Here is a 21119-nt window from a genome sequence, read left to right as displayed (position 1 = left end):
TCAGGGAGCGGCGTCTGGTGCCGTGCATCGCAAGGCGGAGGAGGGAGCCGATGCGATGGGGGTCCCCCCTGCTCGAGCGGAGCCGAGAGCTTGGGGGAATCGGGGACCGACGACAACGCGGCGAGGCGCGGTGCCAGGCGCCGCGAGCCCGGCATGATCGGCGAGACGCCCCCTAGGCCCGCAAGCCGCCCAGCCGGCCCTCGAGCCGGGCGAGCAGATCGCCGAGCAGTGCGGCGAGTTCGCCCTGCTCGGCGGCGCCCAGGACGGACAGCACGGCGGTCTCGTAGGCCAGCTGCTCGGGCAGGATGCCGTCGACCAGCTCCCGTCCGGCGTCGGTGAGGCGGACGTGGGCCACGCGGCGGTCGCGGACATCGCCGCGCCGCTCGACCAGCCCGCGCTCGGTGAGCTGCTTGAGGCGCTTGGTGACGGCGGCGCCCGAGGAGAAGGTCTCCCGGGCCACTTCGCCGGGGGTCAGCTCGTGGCCGGTGCGGCGCAGCGCGCCGAGCAGGTCGAACTCGGCGCGGCTGAGCCCGGCGCGGCGCAGCGGGGCGTCCTCGGCCTGCTGGAGGAGGGCGGCGCAGCGGTTGATCCGGCCGATGACCTCCATGGGCCCGGTGTCGAGGTCGGGATGGACTGCCCGCCACTGCCGTACGACGGCGGCCACGGTGTCGGTCCGCGCCGCCGTGCCGCCGTCCGCCGCGCCCGGCCGCCCGTTCGTCGCGCTCATGGCCGTACGTCCTCCGTGGTGTCGTGCGTGCCGTCCGGGAGCAGTCCCTGGCGGCGTACCGTCTCGGCGAGCGTACGGTGTCCGGCCTGTTCCGCGCCCTCGACCCGGTCCTCGGACGGGGTGTGCTGCCACCATTCGCCGAAGGCGGCGTCGGCCGTGGTGCGCAGTTCGACCAGGGCGGCGGCGAGGGAGCGGCGGGCGGCCTCCAGGGCGCCGGGGGCGGGGTGCGGCTCGGCGAGCAGGCGGGCGGCGCGCTCGCGGGCGCGTTCGGCGGCGGCGAGGGCGTGCCCGAGGCGGGTGCCCGCGCGGCGGTTGGTGACCGCGACGGCGGCGACGAGGCCGACCAGCGCGCCGACGACGGTGTCGACGATCCGCTCGGTGACGAGGTCGCCGGGGTTCTGGTAGCCGGTGAACTCGGTGATCAGCAGGGCCATCGGGGTCACGCAGACGCTGCCGAGCCAGTAGTTGCGGCTGATCAGCGCCTCGGCGCCGAAGCTGAAGGCGAGGCAGCACAGCACGAGGGCGGCCTGGCCGAGGTGGGCGAGCGGGGCGACGGCGGCGAAGACGAGGACACCGGCGAGGTTCCCGACGACGCGCTGGACGCTGCGGCTCCAGGTGAGGGCGAGGCTGGCCTGGTAGAGGGCGGCGGCGGTGACCAGGGCCCAGTAGGGGCGGCCGATGCCTAGGGCGAGCGAGGCGTATCCCGCGAGCGCGCAGCCGAGAGCGGTTCGGGCGGCGATGGGGGCGAGCGGCACCAGCCGGTGCCACAGCCGTTCGACGGCGGTCGCGGTCACGTCCGGCTCGGGGGCGGCCGGCTCGCCGTCGTGCGGGACGGGCCCGGTGCGGCGCAGCGCACGGGCCCAGCCGCGCAGCCGCCGCGGCTCCGCGTCGGCGGGGGCCGCGAGGGCGACCTCGGCGCGCAGCAGGAGGTGCGCGAGGGCCGGGCGGGCGGCCGCCGAGCGGGCGCCGCCGGCGAGCAGTGCCTGGCGGGCGGCGAGTACGGCGGCGGTGGCGGCCGCACGGGCCCGGGTGTGGCCGGGGCCGGTGCCGCGGGTCTCGGCGTACGCGGCGGCGGCGTTCAGCGCCTGAGCGGTGGCGCGGCGCTCCGGGCCGTGCGGGCGGGGCAGGCCGGGTGCCATGCACACGAGCCAGGCCCAGGCGCCCGCGGCGAGGCCCAGCGCGAGATGGCCGGGGACCTGGCCGAGGCTCTGCGGGGCGAACAGGGCGGCGGAGCTGACGAAGGTGAGGACCACGTTGCCGGGCGGTCCGAGGCGGGTGGCGTCGCAGAGTGCCTTCTGCGCGGCGGCGAGCAGCGCGCCGACGGTGACGAGCACGACCGCGTGGCTGGTGAGCGAGGCCGTGACCAGCGCGACCGCGAGGCCGCCGAGCATGCCGAGGACCACCCAGGCGAGGACGCGGGCGCGGGCGGCGTACGGGCGGTTGTGGGCGTAGAGCGCGCACAGCGATCCGGCCATCGTGTACATGGCCAGGTCGAGGCGGCCGAGCGCCAGCAGGGTCAGGTTGGGCGGCGCGATCGAGACGACGACGCTCAGCGCGGGTTTGAACCAGATGTCGGACGGGCGGCCGAGGCGCAGGGCGCCGGTGAGGGGGAGTCGTCGGGGGCGGGGGGTCGTCGGGGCCGGGCGCGCACTGCTCATGGGGAAATATATTAGCAGGTGTTTTACTCGTAAATGATGAGGGTCCGCCTACGACAACCTGCGGCAACACGCCCGTGCTCCCCCGGATGCCCCCCGCGTACACCCTTGCGCTCGCGTGCGCACCGCGCCGCCCGGGCATCCCTTGACCGACCGGCGAACGGGGAGGCGCGTGTGCACGGACCGGCTTCGTCCGGATGGCCGCTGGTCGCGCTGTGCGCGGCGACCGGCGTCTACTGCCTGCTGCGGATGCGCAGCAACGTGGAGGAGCAGCGCAGAGCCGCGGGCGGCGAGGCGCTGATGGGTTTCGGCATGGCCGCGATGGCCGTCCCGGCGGCGGTGTTCAGCCCGCCGTCGTGGACCTGGCCCGGGTACGCGGTGGTCTTCGGCGCGGCGGCGCTGCGCGCCCTGTGGGCGGCGCGGACCGGCCCGCACCATCTGCACCACCTGGTCGGCGCCCTCGCCATGGTCTACATGGCGGTGGTGATGTCCGCCGCCCCGGCGGGCGGCCACGCCGACGGCTCCGGCGGGGTGCCGCTGGTGACGGGCACCCTGCTGCTCTACTTCACCGGATACGTGCTGCTGACCGGCGCCCGGCTGATCCCCGTCCCCGCGACGGCGGGCCCGGGCCTGGCGGGCGCGGGCTGGGGGGACCGGCCGGAGCTGGCGCGGGCGTGCCGGCTGGCGATGGGGATCGCGATGGTGGCGATGCTGCTCACGATGTGACGCGTGGGCCGCAGGGCGGGTTCCGTGGTCTGCGTCACTTCACGGCAGCACGCCGTACCGCCGAGTAGCCCCCGCTCATAGGGTTGCCCCCATGATGGTCCCCGCGGCTCTGCTGCTGCTCGGCGCGCTGACCGCCGTGGCGGCCCCCCGGCTGCTCGCCCGGGCCGACTGGCCGGACCGTGAACCGGTGGTCGCCCTCTGGGTGTGGCAGTGCGTGGTGGCGGCGGTTTTGTTGTGCTGCGCGCTGTCGATGACGCTCAGCGCGGCGGCCGCCTGGCAGGCGGTGCGCGGCCATGTGTTCGCCTCGGCGCCGCGCGCGGTCGTGGAGGCCTACGCCCTCGGCGCGGCCGGACCCTGGGCGGCGACCACGGCGGTGACGCTCGCCCTGGGCGGGGTGTGGACCGCCACGATGCTGGTCCGCGAGATCGTACGAGCCCGGCGCCGGCGTCGGCTGCGCAGCGGCGAACTCCTGCTGCGCGCGCCGCTGCTGCCGGGCGAGGAACCCGGGCAGGGGCGGTTCGTCGTACTGGAGGGCGAGCGGGTGGACGCCTGGTGGCTGCCGGGTACGACGCCCCGGCTGGTCGTCACCACCGCTGCGCTGCGCCGACTCAAGGGGCGGCAGCTGGACGCCGTACTCGCCCATGAGCAGGGACACGCGCGGGCCCGGCACGACTGGCTGCTGCACTGCTCGGCGGCGCTGGCCGGCGGTTTCCCGCAGGTGCCGGTGTTCGCCGCGTTCCGGGACGAGATGCACCGGCTGGTGGAACTGGCAGCCGACGACATGGCGTCCCGGCGCTTCGGCCGGCTGACGACGGCGCTGGCGCTGGTGGAACTCAACGAGGACCGGGGTGTGTTCGGGCCCGGCGCGGCGCCGCACGCGTACGTCCCGCAGCGGGTGCACCGTCTGCTCACTCCCCCGGACCGGCTCACCGCGGCCCGCAGGCTGCGGCTGACCGCCGCCGCGGCACTGGTTCCGGTGGTGCCGGTGCTGGTGGCGCTGGTGCCCGCGCTGCGGGCGCTGGGGTAGCCGCCGGGTGAACCCGACTTGACCGGTACTTGACCTTCCGCCCCACCCGTCGGCGAGGATCGGACCATGCACTCCCCCTCCGTCGACTCCCCGCCCCGTCCACCCCGGCACGACCGCGCCGTGCGCACCGGTACCGGTCTGGCGCTGTGCTCGATGCTGCTGCTCGTCCTCGTCGCCGCGGAGTGGGGGCCATTGCTCTCCTTCGACGGCGACGTCGCCCGCACCACCCATCGCTGGGCGGTCGACGAGTCCGGCCTCACCCGGGCCAGCCGGATCCTGACGGACTGGGTATGGGATCCGGTCACCATGCGGATCCTGTGCTCGGTCGTCGTGGTGTGGCTGGTGTGGCGGGTCAGAGCGTGGTGGACCGCGGTGTGGCTGGTGGTGACGGTCGCGCTGGCCACCGGGTTGCAGCAGACCCTGAAGGCCGTGGTGGACCGGGCCCGGCCCGTCTGGCCCGACCCCGTCGACTCCGCCCACTACGCCGCGTGGCCCTCCGGCCACGCCATGACCGCCACCGTGGTCCTCGGCCTGCTCCTGTGGCTGATGCACCGCCACGGCGTGGGCCGCGTCCTGTGGCGTACGGCGGTGACCCTGGCGGTCGTCTCCGTCGCGGGCGTCGGCCTCACACGGGTGTGGCTCGGCGTCCACTGGCCGTCGGACGTCCTCGGCGGCTGGCTGCTCGGCGCGACCGTGGTGGCCCTCGCGGTCGCCGCCCACAAGCGGCTGCGGCCGTGAGCGCCCCGGGGCGGCGGTACGGGTACGTCGGCCCGCCGCACCTCCTGCGGACCGTCCGCCCCGGCACGGCGGGGCACGCCGTCCACGCCGCTGCCGACCTGGACGCCTGTGCCGCCGAGCGGGGCGGTGCCGAGTTGGCGGAGCCCTTCACCTTCGTCGTCACGCCCGACGGGCTGCTGCGGCTCGCGCCGCGCCGCAGCGAGCACGTGGCCTGTGCCGGTGGCGGGGACGTCCTGGCAGCGGGCGAAATAGCGTTCCGGCGGGTCGCGGGGCGCTGGACGGTGACCGAGGTGAGCAACCAGTCGACCGGCTACTGCCCCGACCCCGGCTCGTGGCCCGCCGTCGCCGCCGCCCTGGACCGGGCCGGTGTCGGCCGTCCAGGGCGCTTCACGCACGAGCTGGTGTTCCGGCGCTGCCCGGAGTGCCGGGAGCTGAACGTGGTGCGCGAGAACCAGTTCGTCTGCGTGTTCTGCGACGGCGACCTGCCCCCGCTCTGGAACGTCGCTCCGTAGGATCACCGCATGGCTGCCGTGCTGTTCGACTTCTCCGGGACCCTCTTCCGCGTCGAGTCCACCGCGGCGTGGCTGCGAGCCGTGCTGGACGAACGGGGACTCGTCTGGAGCGAGAGCGAGTTGACGCGGACGGCACGGGCACTGGAGGCGGCCGGGGCGCTGCCCGGCGGGGCTGGTCCGCGGCGGCTGCCCGCCGGGCTCGCCGCGTCGTGGGAGGTCCGCGACCGGAGTTCCGCCGACCACCGGGCCGCCTACACCGGTCTGTCCCGCCAGGTCCCACTGCCCGACCCGGCCCTGCACGACGCCCTCTACGACCGCCACATGACCCCGGCCGCCTGGTCGCCGTACCCGGACGCCGCCGAGGTGCTGGGCGGGCTGCGCGAGCGCGGGATCGCCGTCGGGGTGGTCAGCAACATCGGCTGGGACCTGCGCCCGGTCTTCCGGGCCCACGGGCTGGACCGGTTCGTCGACACCTACGCCCTGTCGTACGAACACGGCGTCCGCAAGCCGGACCCGCGGCTGTTCCAGGTGGCCTGCACGGCGCTCGACGTGGACCCGCGCACGGTGCTGATGGTGGGCGACGACCGCCACGCGGACGGGGGCGCGGCCGCGCTCGGCTGCGCCGTGCACTTCGTGGACCACCTGCCGGCCGACCGGCGGCCCGACGGCCTGCGTCCCGTGCTCGACCTGGTGGGCTGAGGGCCACCGGCCGCGCCGGACGCGCCGGTGATTGCAGTCTGCCCCGGTGCATCACGCCGGGGCAGACCTCAGCAACTGCCGCAACCCGACTTGTTCGTCGGAGTGATACCGGAACTGTACGACGCCCCACTGACAACGCTGGGGCGGCGCGGGCCGGCGAACGGCCGGCACCACCTCGCGGTCGTCCACCAGCCGGCGGACGCGCCGTCAGCCGGGCCCTCCCGCCACCGCCATCACGAAACGGTGACCCCTCCTCCGGAATTACACATTTCCTTCACGCAGCAGCTACCGTACTTGCTTCAACGCTCAACAAGGGGGGCGACATGACCAACCCGTACACGCCGTCGGCAGGACGGCCCGCGTCGAAGTGGGCGCGGAAGCGTTACGTCCTGCCCGCGCTCGGCCTCGCCTTCTTCCTCGGCATCGGCGCAGGCGCCGGCGACAGCGAATCGAAGGAAGACGCCAAGCCGGTGGCGGCCAAGCCGCAGCCCACCGTGACCGTCACCACCACGGCCACGGCGACGGCGACGGCCACCGCGAAGCCCGAACCCGCTCCGACGGTCACGAAGACCGTGAAGGTCAAGGTCACCGAGACCGTGACCGCCGAGCCCGCCTACGACAGCGGCAGCGACGACAGCAGCGGCGGCGGCAGCGTCTACTACGAGAACTGCGCCGCCGCCCGAGCCGCCGGCGCTGCCCCCGTCCACCGCGGCGACCCCGGCTACGCCAGCCACCTCGACCGCGACAACGACGGCATCGGCTGCGACTGGGGCTGACAAGAAGGCCCGCCTCGTCAGGGCACGAGGCGGGCCCACCGGTCGCACGGCGATCGCGTGACGGTCAGTCGACGACCTCCGCGACGGGCTCGCCGGCTTCGACGACTTCCCCTTCCACGACTCGGGGCGTCGGCTTCGTCAGCTCCAGGCCGGAGAGGTGCTTCTTCAGCCTCTTGGCCATCAGAAGGCAGGTCGCGAGCGTGAGCCCGCCGGACACGACGGCCCCGACGACGGGGACGGCCTTCGAGACGGTCTTCGCGAAGGTCTGCTTCGTCATCTGAACGCCGAGGTAGTCCGCGGCCTTCCCCACAGCCGCGTTCGCCGACTGGGTCCCGAACATCACGCCGACGAAGAGCGTGAGCACTCCCTTGGTCGCGTCGTCGAGGTCGTCGCCGTCCTCGAACAGGTCGGGCCGGCTGTAGAGGTGGGCGAGCTTCTGCGCGATCCGCAGCAGGAACCTACAGCACCCGCGCGCCGGTTGCTCCCGCATCGGTTCTTCGGAGTCGCAGCCACACCGACCGCCTCGGACGATCCCCCGCGTCGCCCGAGGCAGTCGGCGCTCCGGGCCGGGCCCGGGGCACGGGTCGGTCCGGACGCGCTGAGTATAGTTGGCTGGCAGCCAGTCAACGCAGGAGTTACAGGATGTCCCCTCGCAGCGCCGCGGTCAATGAAGAGTTGCGGCGCCGTTCGCGCGAACGGCTGCTGCAGGCGGCGGTCGAGCTGGTGAACGAACGCGGGTACGAGGCCACGACTTTGGGCGACATCGCCGACCGTGCCGGTTCGGCGCGCGGGCTGGTGTCGTACTACTTCCCCGGCAAACGCCAGCTGGTCCAGTCGGCCGTGCACCGGCTGATGCACCGCACGCTGGAGGAGGCCCTCGAACGCGAACCGCGTACGGAGGACGGACGGGAGCGGATGGCGCGGGCCGTCGACGCGATCCTGGGGCTGGCCCGCGACCGGACCGTGCTGATGCGTCAGCACATGGCGGGCCTGCTGCAGGCCGAGGGCTTCGTGAGGTGCCCGGAACAGCAGCGGCTCGCGGAGCTGTTGCGCGACACGGTGGTCCGGTACGGCTCGCGGGACGCCGACGCCGACTACCCGATGCTGCGCGCCCAGCTCATGGGCGCGGTCTTCGCGATGGTGCTGCCGAACGTGGGGATGTCCATCTCCCCGCTGCGCGCCGAGTTGTTCCGGCTCTACGGCCTCGACTGGGAGCTGGGGACCCCGCCGGACGCCGAGGCGCCCGGCGGGGGATGCGAGCGGGATCTGTCACGGTTCTTCGCGACGGGATCCCCGGCGGTCGATCAGTCGAAGTAGTCCGGCTGCGTCTGGACGTTGAGCTCGTCCAGCCGGACCCGCTTGGCGGGATCCGTGCGCCGGTCGTCGATCTTCAGGACGTCGAAGCCCTTCGCCATGTCGTTCGAGTAGATGTGGCCGTTGTAGTAGTACGCCGACCAGGAGCCGCCGGAGGCCAGGCGCTCGGTGCTGATCGGGCCACGCTCGAAGTAGGCGATCTCCTTCGGGGCGGACGAGTCGGTGAAGTCCCAGACCGAGACGCCGCCCTGGTACCAGGCCTGGACCATGAGGTCCTTGCCCTTGACCGGGATCAGCGAGCCGTTGTGGGCGACGCAGTTCTCGGTGTCCGCCTGGTGACGGGGGATCTTGTAGTAGCTGCGGAAGACCAGCTTGCGGTGGTCGCCCTTGCCGACCACGTCGTAGATGCCGTCCGCGCCGCGGTTCGGGCCCACGGCCGCGTTGCAGGTGGCCGCGCCGCCGCCGCCCAGCTCGTCGGTGAAGACGACCTTGTTGGCCTTCTGGTTGAAGGTCGCCGAGTGCCAGAACGCGAAGTTGACGTTGTCCTGCACCCGGTCGATGACCTTCGGGTTCTCCGGGTCCTCGATGGAGAAGAGGATGCCGTCGCCCATGCAGGCGCCCGCCGCGAGGTCCTTGGAGGGCAGCACGGTGATGTCGTGGCAGCCGGTGGTCTTGGAGACGCCCGGGTTGGTGGGTCCGCCCGGGTTGCCGCCGCCGTCGGGGCCCTCACCGGGGAACAGCACCGGGAAGCCCACGACCGCGGCCTTCTCGGGGGCCTTGCGCGGCACCTTGATGACCGAGATGCCGTCGTGCGGCGGCTGGCAGTCGGGGTAGGCGGCGTTCGGCGAGTAGGAGGAGACGTAGATGTAGACGTTGCGGCGCTCGGGCACCAGCGTGTGGGTGTGCGAGCCGCAGGCGGTCTCGACGGCGGCGACGTACTTCGGGTTGCGCTTGTCGCTGATGTCGAAGACCTTCATGCCCTCCCACGAGGACTTCTCGCTCGCCGGCTGGGTGGTGCTGTTGCAACTGCTGTCGCTGCGCGAGGAGTCGGTCGACAGGAACAGCAGGTCGCCGGAGACGGAGATGTCGTTCTGCGATCCGGGACACAGCACCTGGGAGACCGTCTTCGGTTCCTTCGGGTCGCTGATGTCGAAGATGCGGAAGCCGTCGTAGTTGCCGGCGAACGCGTACCTGCCCTGGAAGGCCAGGTCGGAGTTGGTGCCGGGCAGGACGTCCTTGGGGATGTTCGTCAGGTGCTCGATGTTGGCGGAGTGGACTATCTCGTCCTGGCCGGGTATCTCCCCGCTCTGCACCGCCTCCCTCACTTCGTCGCGGGTGCTCTCCGACACCCGCTTCTCCGTGGTCGGCGCGTCCCCCGGGTCGGGGGTGGCGACCGCGGGCTGTGCGGTGATCAGCGCGGCCAGGAGCCCGGCGGCAGCCGTGGCGATTCCCAGGCGTCTGCGCCGTGTTCGGGGATTGCTCAACAGGGTCACTGCATCCTCCCTTGTTCCGTTCGCAAGGGAACGGTTCACGGACCCCCGAAGTATCGTCTTCACCATGCACATATCAACAGGGGGCAACAGAGATGTAATGAATGTTTTCCATGAACAGTGCTCACCGGCGTGTTAAGACGGTCTCCAGCACTCACAAGGTGTCCCCCGCACCCCGCCCGTCACAGGAGGTCGTCGTGCTCTTCCGCCGCGCGTTGCGTGTCACGGTCCCGTTGACCGCGCTGGCCGCCCTCGGGCTCGGCGCCTGCGACTCCGGCTCGGCGTCCGAGCCGGACAAGGCGAACGGCCCCTCAGTTCTCGTACCGGGCAAGCCCGGTGAGGCCAACCGGACCCTGTCCGCCGAGGACGCGGCGCGGCAGCGCGCCGACGACGACACGCCCAACTCGGCGGACGTCGACTACGCCCGGATGATGATCGAGCATCACACCCAGGCCGTCGAGATGACCGAACTCGCCCCCGACCGCGCCGAATCCACGCAGGTGAAGAAGCTGGCCGAGCGGATAGCGGCGGCGCAGGAGCCCGAGATCGGCATGATGAAGGCGTGGCTGAAGGAGCACGGCAAGGCGGAGCGCGGCGAAGGTCATGAGGGGCACGCGATGCCGGGGATGGCGACCGAGGCGCAGCTGAAGCAGCTGCGCGCGGCAAGCGGGAAGGCCTTCGACGAGCTGTTCCTGAAGCTGATGATCACCCATCACGAGGGGGCGATCACGATGGCCGCCGACGCCAAGACGCAGGGCAACAACGTGCGGATCGAGGAGATGGCCGACGACGTGGTCGCGCAGCAGACGAGCGAGATCACGCGGATGCGGCGGATGCTCTGACGTCCGGTCAGGGCCGCCGTACGTGACGGGGGGTCAGGAAGCCGTCGTCACGTGCCTGGGCGATCAGCCTGAGGGACCTGCGGCGGCTGTGGCCGGTCGCGCACATCACGGCGAGCACCGGATCGGCGCCCTCCTGCTGGGCGGCCCGGTACTCCTGCGCGACCAGCCGGCGCCCCTCGACGCCGCGCGGCCACGGCGCCCGCGCCCGGCGCGGTCCCGCGGTCCCGTCCGGCTCGGCCCGGCGGTCGTACCCGCCCTCCCCCTCGACGACGCCGGTGCCGACCCCGCACGCCGCGAACAGCGGCACCTCGAGCCAGTCGGCGAGCACCGCCAGGTCGTCGAGGGAGAGCGCGGGGCGGGCCCGGACGTCCTCCAGGGAGACCTGCCCGTCCGCCACGACGGCCAGCGCCTCGACCCCGGCACCGTCGGGGAAGTCGAGCCGCACCTGGAACCAGGAGGTCGCCTCGTCGCCCTCCCGCACCTCCCACGCGGGCCACACGGACACCGCGCCGTCCTCCGGACGGCGATCGGAAAGATGAAGAAAGGACGCTTCCAGCACACACGCAACGTAACCGCATGATCACACTCCATACGAATGGACACGCGTCGGAAACCGCGCGCTGCACCCTGTCAGCGCAGCCCCCGTGGTGCGATGCTGGAACCACCAGCGATCTCCTGCCGATCAGCGCTCTTGTGTCGATCAGCGACCTGCTGCCGATCCCGGGGATGAAGGAGTTCCGCCGTGCTGCGTGTCGCCGTCGTCGGCTCCGGGCCGAGCGGGGTCTACTCCGCCCAGAGCCTCGTCCAGCTGGAGCCCCTGGCACTCGTCGACGTCCTCGACCGGCTGCCGTGCCCGTACGGGCTGGTGCGCTACGGCGTGGCGCCGGACCACGAGAAGATCAAGTCGCTGCAGAACAACCTGCGCACGGTCCTGGAGCACGACCGGGTGCGCTTCCTCGGCGGGGTCCAGGTCGGCGCCGGCGGGGTGCCGGCGGCGCGGCTGCGGGAGCTGTACCACGCGGTGGTGTACTGCGTGGGCGCCGCCACCGACCGGCATCTGGGGATCCCGGGCGAGGAACTGCCGGGGAGCTGGTCGGCGACCCAGTTCGTGTCCTGGTACAGCGCCCACCCGGACGCCGTGGACGACGGGTTCGTGCGCGGCGCCCGGTCCGCGGTGGTCATCGGGGTCGGGAACGTGGCGGTGGACGTCACCCGGATCCTGGCGCGCGGCGCGCCCGAGCTGAGCCCGACCGACATGCCCGACGCGGCGCTGCGGGCGCTGACGGCGAGCCGGGTGACCGAGATCCAGATGGTGGGGCGGCGCGGCCCGTCCCAGGCCCGGTTCACCACCAAGGAGCTGCGCGAGCTGGGCGGGCTGCCGGAGGCGGAGGTGACCGTCGACCCGGCAGAACTGGCACTGGATCCGGCCTGCGCCGACCCGTCCGCGCTGGCCGCGCCGCAGCGCCGCAACGTGGAGGTGCTGCGCGGCTGGGCGGACCGGGTGCCGCGCGGCGCGCCGCGCCGGATCCGGCTGCGGTTCTTCCTGCGCCCCGTCGAACTGCTCGCGGAGGGCGGGCGCGTGGGCGCGGTGCGGTTCGAGCGGACGGCGCCGGACGGGCGGGGCGGGGTGACGGGCACCGGTGAGTTCGAGGTGGTCGAGGCGCAGGTCGTCCTGCGGTCGGTCGGCTATCGCGGGGTGCCGCTGGAGGGGCTGCCGTTCGACGCGGACCAGGGGACGGTGCCGCAGCTGGCGGGGCGGGTGCTGCGCGACGGGGCCGTGTCGCCGGGCGAGTACGTGGCGGGCTGGATCAAGCGGGGCCCGACGGGCGTCATCGGCACCAACCGGCCGTGCGCCAAGGAGACGGTGACCTCGCTGCTGGAGGACGCCCCGGTGCTCGTCCGCCGGGAACTGCCTGAGGATCCGCTCACCGCGCTGCGCGCCGAGGGCGTCGAGCCGGTCGAGTGGTCCGGCTGGCAGGCGATCGAACGGGCCGAGGCGCGGCTCGGGGCGTCGCTCGGACGCGGGGTGGTCAAGCTCCCGGACTGGCAGTCCCTCATGGCCGCCGCCGGAGAAACGAACCGGCAACACCCCTGAAATCAACAAACTGTTCAACGCGCCTACGGTCTCGGACATGGCCGAAACCACCCCTGTGCACCCCGTCGACGAGATACCGCCGACCCGCCAGCTCGCCGCCTTCGGACTGCAGCACGTCCTCGCCATGTACGCCGGCGCGGTGGCCGTGCCGTTGATCGTCGGCGGTGCGATGAAACTGCCGCCCGCGGACCTGGCGTACCTGATCACCGCCGATCTGCTGGTGTGCGGCATCGCCACCCTCATCCAGTGCGTCGGCTTCTGGCGGTTCGGCGTCCGGCTGCCGATCATGCAGGGCTGTACGTTCGCGGCGGTCTCGCCGATGGTACTGATCGGCACGACGGGCGGCGGACTGCCCGCGATCTACGGCTCGGTGATCGTCGCGGGTCTCGCGATCATGCTGCTGGCGCCCGTCTTCGGCAGGCTGCTGCGGTTCTTCCCGCCGCTGGTCACCGGCACGGTGATCCTGATCATCGGGGTCTCGCTGCTGCCGGTCGCGGGCAACTGGGCCGCGGGCGGCGCCGGGGCGGAGGACTTCGGGGAGCCGCGGAACCTGGCTCTCGCCGCCTTCGTCCTGGTGGTGGTGCTGGGCGTGCAGCGGTTCGCGCCGGTGTTCCTGAGCCGTATCGCGGTACTGACCGGCATCGCGGCGGGGCTCGCCGTGGCGGTTCCGCTCGGGTTCACGGACTTCGCCGGGGTCGGGGACGCCGACTGGGTCGGCATCAGCACGCCGTTCCATTTCGGGGCGCCCGTGTTCGAGGCGTCGGCGATCGTGTCGATGCTGGTGGTGGCGTTGGTCTGCATGACGGAGACGACCGGTGACTTCATCGCCGTCGGCGAGCTGACCGGGCGCGGGCTCAAGCCCCGGGCGCTCGCGGACGGCCTGCGCGCCGACGGTCTGTCGACCGTGCTCGGCGGCGTCTTCAACACCTTCCCGTACACGGCCTACGCGCAGAACGTCGGCCTGGTCGGCATGACCCGGGTGCGCAGCCGCTGGGTGGTCGCGGCGGCGGGCGGCATCCTGGTGCTGCTCGGGCTGCTGCCCAAGCTGGGCGCGGTGGTCGCGGCGATTCCGGCGCCGGTGCTGGGCGGCGCGGGCCTGGTGATGTTCGGGACGGTCGCGGCGAGCGGGCTGCGGACCCTGGCCGAGGTCGACTTCAAGGGCAACCACAACCTGACCGTGGTGGCCGTGTCGGTGGCGATCGGCCTGCTGCCGGTGGGCGTGCCGACGGTCTACGACGAGTTCCCCGACTGGTTCCAGACCGTCATGCACAGCGGCATCAGCGCGGGCTGCCTGACCGCGATCGTACTCAACCTGCTCTTCAACCACCTGCCCGCGCGGGGCGGTTCAGCCGTCGCCGAGCCGGGCGGACTGGCGGGCGGCGGCGGCGAGGAGGGCGTCGAGAAGCCCCGGGAAGAGAGCGTCTAGGTCCTCCCGGCGCAGGCCGTTCATCTTGGCCGTGCCCCGGTAGACCTGCCGGATGACGCCGCTCTCGCGCAGCACCCTGAAGTGGTGCGTGGTGGTGGACTTGGTGACCGGCAGATCGAAGTGCGAACAGGAGAGCTCGTCGCGGCCCGCGGCGAGCTCTCGCACGATCCGCAGCCGCATCGGGTCGGACAGGGCGTGGAGCACGCCTTCCAGCCGGATCTCGTCGCGCAGCGGGTGCGGCAGGGATCGGCTGGCGCTGGCACTGGCGGTGGTCACGGCGGCTGGCTCCACTTCGTCGGGAGCACCATTGTACGAGGGTCTTCGTAGTTTGACATCTGCCGTACTACGATGCCTATCGTACGAGCGAAGCCTTCGGCCGTGACGAATGGAGCCCGCCCGTGACCGCCCTCTTCGAGCCCTTCACCCTGCGCGACGTGACCATCCCGAACCGGGTGTGGATGCCGCCCATGTGCCAGTACTCGGCCGCCCCCGACGGGCCCGACGCCGGAGCGCCGCACGACTGGCACTTCGCGCACTACGCCGCCCGCGCGGCCGGCGGTACCGGCCTGATCGTCGTCGAGGCCACCGCGGTGAGCCCCGAGGGCCGCATCTCCCCCTACGACCTGGGCCTGTGGAACGACACCCAGGTCGAGGCGTTCCGGCGGATCACCCGCTTCCTCACCGGCCACGGCACGGTCCCGGCGGTCCAGCTCGCCCACGCCGGCCGCAAGGCGAGCACCGACCGGCCCTGGAAGGGCGGCGCGCCCGTCGGACCGGACGCGCACGGCTGGCAGCCGCTCGGCCCGAGCCCGGTCGCCTTCGACGACCGGCACCCGGTGCCGACCGAGCTGACCGTCGAGGAGATCCAGGAGATCGTCGGCCGGTTCGCGCAGGCGGCCCGCCGCGCCCTCGCCGCCGGGTTCGAGATCGCCGAGATCCACGGCGCCCACGGCTACCTGATCCACGAGTTCCTGTCCCCGCACTCCAACCGGCGCACCGACGCCTACGGCGGCTCGTACGAGAACCGCGCCCGGTTCGCCCTCGAGGTCGTCGCCGCCGTGCGCGAGGTGTGGCCGGACGACAAGCCGCTGTTCTTCCGCGTCTCGGCGACCGACTGGCTGGAGGAGGGCGGCTGGACCCCCGACGACACCGTCCGCCTCGCCCGCGACCTCCAGGCCCACGGCATCGACCTCCTCGACGTCTCCACCGGCGGCAACGCCGCCCACGTCCGCATCCCCACCGGCCCCGGCTACCAGGTGCCCTTCGCCGCCCGCGTGAAGGCCGAGACCTCGCTGCCGGTCGCGGCCGTGGGCCTGATCACCGAGGCCGAGCAGGCCGAGAAGATCCTCGCCAACGGTGAGGCCGACGCCGTCCTCCTCGGCCGTGAACTGCTCCGCAACCCGTCGTGGGCACGCCACGCGGCCCGGACACTGGGCGGGGAGGTACGGGTACCGGACCAGTACCACCGCTCGGTCTGAGGGCACGCCGCCGGCCCCGCCGTCCGCGGGGTCGGTGGGGTCAGCGGCTTTGTCGAGCCGGAGCGCGACGCCGTCGCCCGGCTGGACCCGGCGGGTCACCGGCCGCGTAGGCCAAGAGCCCGACGCCCTCACCCGGTTGGACCCGGCGGGTCACCGGCCGCGTAGGCCGAGAGCCCACCCCCGAACCGGCGGGGTCGGTGACGGTGTCGACCGCGACTCCGATGCCCGTCGCCGGGCTTGCGACCCGGCGGACCACCGGTCTCATCGGCCGCCAGCCCGCCGCCATCGCCCGTCGGCTCACCGGACTCGTGGACGGCTAGCCAGCCGGCGGGCCAGCGGGCCAGCGAACTGGTCGATCGAGACCTCGACACCGTCACCCGGCTGCGACCCTGCAGACCAGCGGCCTCATGGGGCAGCGAGCCCACCCGCGAGCCGGCCGGGCAGGCGACCTCGTCGGCCGCGCGCCCGACGCCGTCGCCCGGTTGCAACCCGGCGGACCACCAGCCGTATTGGCCGTAAGCCCGTCCGCGCGCCCAGCCGTCAGCGGGCCAGGCGCAGTACCGCCCGCTCCAGGTCCGGCAGTACCCGCTGGCCCGTGACCGCGAGGGCGATGGCGGCCGCGACGCCCGCCCAGGCGATCGGGCCGAGCGGGGTACAGCCGACGAGTCGGCTGGCGCCCGGCGTCTGGACGAGGGCGACCAGGGCGGCGGCCGAGCCGAGGGCGGTGAGCTGCACCAGCGGGCTGTCGCGGCGGTCGAGCAGGGTCTGGGCGAGCTGGGTGCCGACCACGGCGCACAGGGCCATCGTCGTCGTACGGCGGGCCGTGCCCGGGGTGAACCGGCCGAACAGCCAGGCGGCGACCGCGCCCAGGCAGGTGGTCAGCGCCCGGTGCCGGATCTGCCGCATCAGCGGCGCGCCCAGCAACGACGTGCCCAGCGGCCCGTCGGACTCCGTGACGGCCGGGTCCTGGCTCGGTGTGACCGCGACGGCCATCGCCGGGAACAGGTCCGTGAACAGGTTGACCAGCAGCATCTGACGGGTCGACAGGGGCGCGGCACCGGCGAGCAGCGTGCCGATGATGCCGAACCCGACCTCGCCCGCGTTGCCGCCGATCAGGATGGCGACGGAGTCGGCGACGCTGTGCCACAGGGCACGGCCCTCCCCGACGGCCTCCACCAGGACGGTCAGGTCGGCGTCGGTGAGCACCAGGTCTGCGGCGTTGCGGGCGGCCGCCGAGCCGCGGGCGCTGATGCCCACGCCGATGTCGGCGGCGCGGATGGCGGCCGCGTCGTTCGCGCCGTCGCCGACCATTCCGACCACCCGCCCGGCGTCCCGCAGCGCCTCGACGACCTGGAGCTTCTGCTCGGGCGCGACCCGGGCGACGACGTCGGCGTCGCGCAGCATCCGGGCCCGCTCGGACCGGTCCACGGCGGCCAGGTCGTCGCCGGTGACGACGGCGGTGTCCTCCGGCCAGCCCAGCTCCAGCGCGATCGCCTTCGCGGTCTGCGGATGGTCGCCGGTCAGCATCACCGGCCGTACGCCCGTCTGGCGCAGCCCGTGCACGAGGGCGGTGGACGTCTCGCGCGGCACGTCCGCCAGCGCGAGCAGCCCGGTGAACTCCAGGTCGCGGGGCTGCTCGTCGCAGACCTCCGCGTCGTTCTCGGTGTCGGCCAGGCGCCGCTTGGCGACCGCGAGGACGCGCAGTCCGTCGGCGGCCAGCGCGTGCGCGGTGTCCTCCGCGTGCTCCGGCAGGTCCCGGCAGGCGGGCAGGACGATCTCGGGGGCGCCCTTGACCACGAACAGCCGCTCCCCGTCCGCCGTACGGCCCACCGCGCCCGCGTAACCGCGGCCCGCCTCGAACGGCCGGGCCTCCGTCTGCTCCCAGTCCGGGTCTCGGCCGGCCGCCTCCAGCACCGCCTCGTCCGTGGCGTGCACCGGCTTCTCGCCGCCGCCGTTGAGCCGCGGGCAGGCCCGTACGGCGATCCGCAGCGTCTCCGAGTCGCCCGCCTCGGCGAGCTTGCGGACGGCGCCGTCCACCGCGGCGACCCGGACCAGGCGCAGCCGGTTCTCGGTGAGGGTGCCGGTCTTGTCGAAGCAGATGGTGTCCATCCGGCCCAGCGCCTCCAGGGTGCGCGGGGTGCGCACCAGGACGCCGCGCCGGCTCAGCCGCCGCGCGGCCGCCAGCTGGGCCACCGTCGCCACCAGCGGCAGCCCCTCGGGGACCGCGGCCACGGCCACCGCCACACCGCCGCTGACCGCCTCGCGGATCGGCGTGCCGCGCAGCAGCGACAGACCGGTCACGGCGGCGCCGCCCGCCATCGTCAGCGGCAGGGCCTGCCGGGTGAGTTCCTGCAGCCGGGCCTGGACACCCCCGGCGGGCGGGGTGCGGGCGGCGAGATGGACGGCGCGGGCCGCCTCCGTGCGGTCCCCGGTCTCGACGACGACGGCCCGGGCGTGCCCGGCCACCACGGTCGTGCCCTCGAACACCATGCAGCTGCGGTCCGGCACGGCGGCGCTCGGGGTCGGCTCCACCTGCTTGTCGACCGGCAGCGACTCCCCGGTCAGCGCCGACTCGTCGACCTCCAGTCCGTCCTCCCACAGCAGCCGGGCGTCGGCGGGCACCACGTCGTCGGCGTTGAGTTCGATCACGTCGCCGGGCATCAGCCGTGCCGCGTCCACGGTGCGCGGGCCCTGGCGGCGCCGGTCCCGACGCGACTCCGGCGTTCCGGCCGGGCCGTGGCCGTCGGCCGTCACCCGCGCCTTCTGCTTCTGCTCGGCGACCAGCCCCGACAACGCCCGCTCGGCGCGCAGCCGTTGCAGGCCGCCGACCAGCGCGTTCAGGTCCAGCGCGCCCACGACCAGCAGGGCGTCCGCGACGGAGCCGAGGATCGCCGAGGCGGCGGAGCCGACCGCCAGCACCGGGGTGAGCGGGTCGTCGAGTTCGCCGCGCACGGCCCGGGCGAGCTGGAACGACCAGCGGGCCGGCGCCATCGCGGGCATCCGGCCGACCGTGCCGAACGCCTCCCGCACCCGGCCCGCCGCCTGCTCCACGGCGGTCTCCTCGGACTTCAGCCGCTCGGCCAGCCGGGCCTGTACCGAGCGGTGGTCCAGGGCGTGCCAGGCCACCCGCGGCTGGGGGTGCGGCGCCCTCGTCAGCGCCGCGCCGACGGCCGCGCGAATCCCGCCGAGCAGGGCCACCGCCGCGGCCACGTCGACGGGCGCGTGCCGCAGTCCGGGCAGCCACGGGTTGGTCTGCCGGCGGGCCTCGCCGACCGCCACGAGCAGCCCGGACAGCGCGGCACCGGACCGGGCCAGCGTCTGGGACCGGCGTCCGACCCGGCGGGCCGCGGGCACCGCGGCCAGCAGCCGCCACACGTCGGGCAGGCCGTCCGGGGTGAGCACGTCCGCGCCCCAGGCGACCGCCGCGTCCCGGTCGGCGAGCGCGACGGCCAGGTCCCCGGCGAACAGCCCTTCGAGGACGTCGATGTCGTCGGAGGAGGCGGGGCGGGCGACGGTGATCACGCAGCCGTCGGCCTCGCGCAGCCGCCGCACCGCCTCCGCTGCCGACCGGTCGGCGGGCACGATGTGGTCGGCGAGGCCGATGAAGTCGGTGAGCGCTGGGTCGTCGCCGACCACCACGCGCAGTCCCGCGCGCCGTGCCGCGTCGAGGACCGGCTCGGCCCACGGGTCGGCCTCGCCGTCCGCGGTGAGCAGCGCGCTCGGGTGCAGGAAGACCGTGCCGGCCGTCTCCAGCCTGCGCAGCCGCTGCTGGTCGCGGACCAGCACGCCGGTGCGCGCGAGGGCGCAGCTGAGGGCGGCGTGGAAGGCGGCGGGGCCGTAGCGGGCGGCCTTCGGGGAACCGGCGAGCACCGCCTCGGCGGCCTCCCCCGCGTCATGCTTGACCAGCAGGGTCGCGAGGGCGCCCACCAGGCTGCCGGACTCGGCGTGGACGGCGTACTCCTGGGCCGGGGTGCGGCGCAGCGGCGGGCGCGGGAACCGGTCCATGGCCACGCCGTGCCGGTCGGGCACGCACAGCCGGTCGTGTACGGCGTCGAAGGCCGCCGCCCGCGTCAGTGTCTCCGCCAGTCCGCAGGCGCGCAGCGAGCCGTCGAGGAGGAGGGCGACGGGGTTCTGGCCCGAACCGTGCACGGCCGCGTTGACGACGGCGAGGACGAGGTCGGCGCGGGAGTCGCCGAGCCGGCCCCGCAGCCAGGAGCGGAACCGGGGGTTCTCCCGGAGCAGGGTGTTGCCGGCGGACACGAACCGGGGTGTGGGCGGCAGGCGCAGCGCGGACACGCCGAACGCGGCGCCGATGCCGAGCGCGTCGACGACGAGCGCCGCCACGGCGGTGCGCACCCCGATCGGGTCACCCGGGTGGGCGAACTCCTCCACCAGCTCGTCGTCGGGTGTCAGCCCGTGCCGTTCGGCGAGGTCGGCGGCCTTCTCCAGCACCGTGTCGGCGACGGCGGCCTCGGTCGCGGCCACCACCAGGCGGGACAGCCCGCCGTCCCAGTAGGCGTAGGCCACGTCGGGCCGCTCCGCGAGAGCGGCGGCCACCCGCCGCGCGGCGTGGGCGGTCGCCTCCGCCTCGTGCACCAGCCCCGGTCCGGCCGACTTCAGCGCGAGGTGCGCCCGTGGTCCGGACCGCCAGTGGCGCCCGCGTCCGGGCACCACCGCGGCCCGCACGACCCGGGCGACGCGCCCGGCGGAGTCGGCTCCGCGAACTCCGGCCCGCGCGGCGCCGGCCGCTGCCCCTGCCGCCATGCCCGCCGCCGGCGCGGCACCGCGCGCCAGCAGCCGGGGCCCGGCCAGCAGGGCCCCGGACACTGCCGTCGCCGACCCCGTCAGCAACCCCATCGCTCACCCTCAGCTCGTTGTCAGCTCGTTCTCAGCTCGTCGTCGGGTCGTTTCTCGGCTCGTCGTCGCCGCGTCGTCGGGTCGTTTCTCAGCTCGTCGTCGGCCGTCGTAGTCGTCGTCGGCTCGTCGTCAGCCCGTCGTCGCGCTGCCCCGCCGGGCCGCCATGCGCCGGTGGGCGGTCGCCGCCCTGATGGTCGTGGTGCCGGTGCCGTGCGCCGCGCGGGTACGGGCCCCGGACGCCGTCGTACGGCCGGGTGAGGCGATACGACCGGGGGACGCCGCCGTGTCACCGCCCGCGGACGCTCCCATGCCCGCGCGCGTCGCCGCGGACGTCGTGGTGCCGCCCGACCCCGTACGGGACGCGGCGCTCGTCATGGTCCTGGTCTTGTGGCCCTCGGTGCCCGCCGTCCGTTCGTGGGCGGTGCCCTGTTCGGGCTTCGGCTGGGTCAGCCAGGCGACGGCGGCCCCGGCGACGGCCACGGGCCACTCCACGACACCCGCGACGCCGAGCAGCCCGGCTCCCGTGTACACCGCCATGCGACGCCCGCGCGGCGACACGTTGCCGACCGCGTCCAGCGTGCCCTCGGCGGCCCTGCTCACCATTCCGGCGCCGGGTACCCGGCGCAATGCCGAGCCGGTCATGTGAACCGGCTTCGTCACAACGGACGACGGCTTCAGCCGTGTCATGACGCTCCCCGCCTCCCTGAAAGATGGGTTCGGTGCACGGGCCCGAGTTCCCGCGAAACTCCTAGTCACC

General features: G+C 74.0%; 18 protein-coding genes and 1 pseudogene. 11 read left to right on the top strand and 8 right to left on the bottom strand.

What is annotated here, in order from left to right; all coding sequences use genetic code 11:
• Positions 1-172: 172 nt before the first annotated feature.
• Positions 173-727 (bottom strand): MarR family winged helix-turn-helix transcriptional regulator, encoded by a 555-nt coding sequence (locus AMK31_RS38015; protein WP_073945330.1) that lies wholly within the window; start codon positions 725-727, stop codon positions 173-175.
• Positions 724-2385, bottom strand: a complete 1662-nt coding sequence (locus tag AMK31_RS38010) for an FUSC family protein (protein WP_073945329.1) — start codon at positions 2383-2385, stop codon at positions 724-726. Before AMK31_RS38010 ends, AMK31_RS38015 begins: the two co-directional genes overlap by 4 nt.
• 171 nt (positions 2386-2556) lie before the next feature.
• Between AMK31_RS38010 and AMK31_RS38005 the strand changes: the two genes are divergently transcribed.
• The 6 genes from AMK31_RS38005 (at position 2557) to AMK31_RS37980 (ending at position 6860) form a co-directional block, all read left to right on the top strand.
• Positions 2557-3108 carry a DUF5134 domain-containing protein gene (locus tag AMK31_RS38005; RefSeq protein WP_073945328.1) on the top strand — a complete coding sequence of 184 codons (552 nt, stop codon included), beginning with the start codon at positions 2557-2559 and terminating at the stop codon, positions 3106-3108.
• A gap of 91 nt (positions 3109-3199) precedes the next feature.
• Positions 3200-4135 (top strand): M56 family metallopeptidase, encoded by a 936-nt coding sequence (locus tag AMK31_RS38000; protein WP_073945327.1) that lies wholly within the window; start codon positions 3200-3202, stop codon positions 4133-4135.
• A gap of 66 nt (positions 4136-4201) precedes the next feature.
• Positions 4202-4873, top strand: coding sequence for a phosphatase PAP2 family protein (locus AMK31_RS37995; RefSeq protein ID WP_073945326.1), 672 nt, complete (start codon positions 4202-4204; stop codon positions 4871-4873).
• Positions 4870-5385: a hypothetical protein gene (locus tag AMK31_RS37990; RefSeq protein WP_073945325.1), complete on the top strand. Its 516-nt coding sequence runs from the start codon at positions 4870-4872 to the stop codon at positions 5383-5385. The genes AMK31_RS37995 and AMK31_RS37990 overlap by 4 nt, the downstream gene beginning before the upstream one ends.
• A 9-nt stretch (positions 5386-5394) precedes the next feature.
• On the top strand, positions 5395-6084 hold the full coding sequence (locus tag AMK31_RS37985) for an HAD family hydrolase (RefSeq protein ID WP_073945324.1): 690 nt from the start codon (positions 5395-5397) through the stop codon (positions 6082-6084).
• Between the two features lie 323 nt (positions 6085-6407).
• On the top strand, positions 6408-6860 hold the full coding sequence (locus tag AMK31_RS37980) for an excalibur calcium-binding domain-containing protein (RefSeq protein ID WP_073945323.1): 453 nt from the start codon (positions 6408-6410) through the stop codon (positions 6858-6860).
• 64 nt (positions 6861-6924) lie between these two features.
• On the opposite strand, the pseudogene AMK31_RS37975 reads toward AMK31_RS37980, so the two are convergent.
• Positions 6925-7314: pseudogene (locus tag AMK31_RS37975) on the bottom strand (hypothetical protein); the annotation flags it as partial.
• Between the two features lie 188 nt (positions 7315-7502).
• Between AMK31_RS37975 and AMK31_RS37970 the strand changes: the two are divergent.
• Positions 7503-8177 carry a TetR/AcrR family transcriptional regulator gene (locus AMK31_RS37970; RefSeq protein ID WP_073945321.1) on the top strand — a complete coding sequence of 225 codons (675 nt, stop codon included), beginning with the start codon at positions 7503-7505 and terminating at the stop codon, positions 8175-8177.
• On the opposite strand, the gene AMK31_RS37965 is transcribed toward AMK31_RS37970, so the two are convergent.
• On the bottom strand, positions 8165-9667 hold the full coding sequence (locus tag AMK31_RS37965; RefSeq protein WP_073945320.1) for an LVIVD repeat-containing protein: 1503 nt from the start codon (positions 9665-9667) through the stop codon (positions 8165-8167). The two genes, AMK31_RS37970 and AMK31_RS37965, sit on opposite strands and share 13 nt — an antisense overlap.
• A 194-nt stretch (positions 9668-9861) precedes the next feature.
• On the opposite strand from AMK31_RS37965, the gene AMK31_RS37960 reads away from it, so the two are divergent.
• The gene (locus AMK31_RS37960; RefSeq protein WP_073945319.1) at positions 9862-10506 is read left to right on the top strand and encodes a DUF305 domain-containing protein; all 645 of its coding nucleotides are present in this window, start codon (positions 9862-9864) and stop codon (positions 10504-10506) included.
• Between the two features lie 7 nt (positions 10507-10513).
• Here AMK31_RS37960 and AMK31_RS37955 read toward each other — a convergent pair whose 3' ends face one another.
• Positions 10514-11011 carry a DUF6214 family protein gene (locus AMK31_RS37955; protein WP_073945318.1) on the bottom strand — a complete coding sequence of 166 codons (498 nt, stop codon included), beginning with the start codon at positions 11009-11011 and terminating at the stop codon, positions 10514-10516.
• Between the two features lie 237 nt (positions 11012-11248).
• On the opposite strand from AMK31_RS37955, the gene AMK31_RS37950 reads away from it, so the two are divergent.
• Together AMK31_RS37950 and AMK31_RS37945 are read left to right on the top strand one after the other, a co-directional pair.
• Positions 11249-12601 carry an FAD-dependent oxidoreductase gene (locus AMK31_RS37950; protein WP_073945317.1) on the top strand — a complete coding sequence of 451 codons (1353 nt, stop codon included), beginning with the start codon at positions 11249-11251 and terminating at the stop codon, positions 12599-12601.
• Between the two features lie 37 nt (positions 12602-12638).
• Positions 12639-14027 carry a nucleobase:cation symporter-2 family protein gene (locus AMK31_RS37945; protein ID WP_073945316.1) on the top strand — a complete coding sequence of 463 codons (1389 nt, stop codon included), beginning with the start codon at positions 12639-12641 and terminating at the stop codon, positions 14025-14027.
• Here the strand turns inward: AMK31_RS37945 and AMK31_RS37940 are convergent.
• Entirely contained in the window at positions 13947-14303 is a 357-nt protein-coding gene (locus tag AMK31_RS37940) for an ArsR/SmtB family transcription factor (protein ID WP_198948670.1), read from the bottom strand. The two genes, AMK31_RS37945 and AMK31_RS37940, sit on opposite strands and share 81 nt — an antisense overlap.
• A 122-nt stretch (positions 14304-14425) precedes the next feature.
• On the opposite strand from AMK31_RS37940, the gene AMK31_RS37935 reads away from it, so the two are divergent.
• Positions 14426-15505 carry an NADH:flavin oxidoreductase/NADH oxidase gene (locus AMK31_RS37935; protein WP_073945314.1) on the top strand — a complete coding sequence of 360 codons (1080 nt, stop codon included), beginning with the start codon at positions 14426-14428 and terminating at the stop codon, positions 15503-15505.
• 540 nt (positions 15506-16045) lie between these two features.
• On the opposite strand, the gene AMK31_RS37930 is transcribed toward AMK31_RS37935, so the two are convergent.
• Positions 16046-20362 (bottom strand): cation-translocating P-type ATPase, encoded by a 4317-nt coding sequence (locus AMK31_RS37930; protein ID WP_073945313.1) that lies wholly within the window; start codon positions 20360-20362, stop codon positions 16046-16048.
• Between the two features lie 129 nt (positions 20363-20491).
• A complete protein-coding gene (locus AMK31_RS41945) occupies positions 20492-21049 on the bottom strand; it encodes a hypothetical protein (protein ID WP_241842870.1) in 558 nt (185 codons plus the stop codon).
• Positions 21050-21119: the final 70 nt, after the last annotated feature.

Origin of the sequence: Streptomyces sp. TSRI0107 (assembly GCF_001905845.1) — a bacterium.
Taxonomy (GTDB): domain Bacteria; phylum Actinomycetota; class Actinomycetes; order Streptomycetales; family Streptomycetaceae; genus Streptomyces.
The sequence above is the reverse complement of the archived record's forward strand: the minus strand, read 5'-3'. Positions and strand labels throughout refer to the sequence as shown.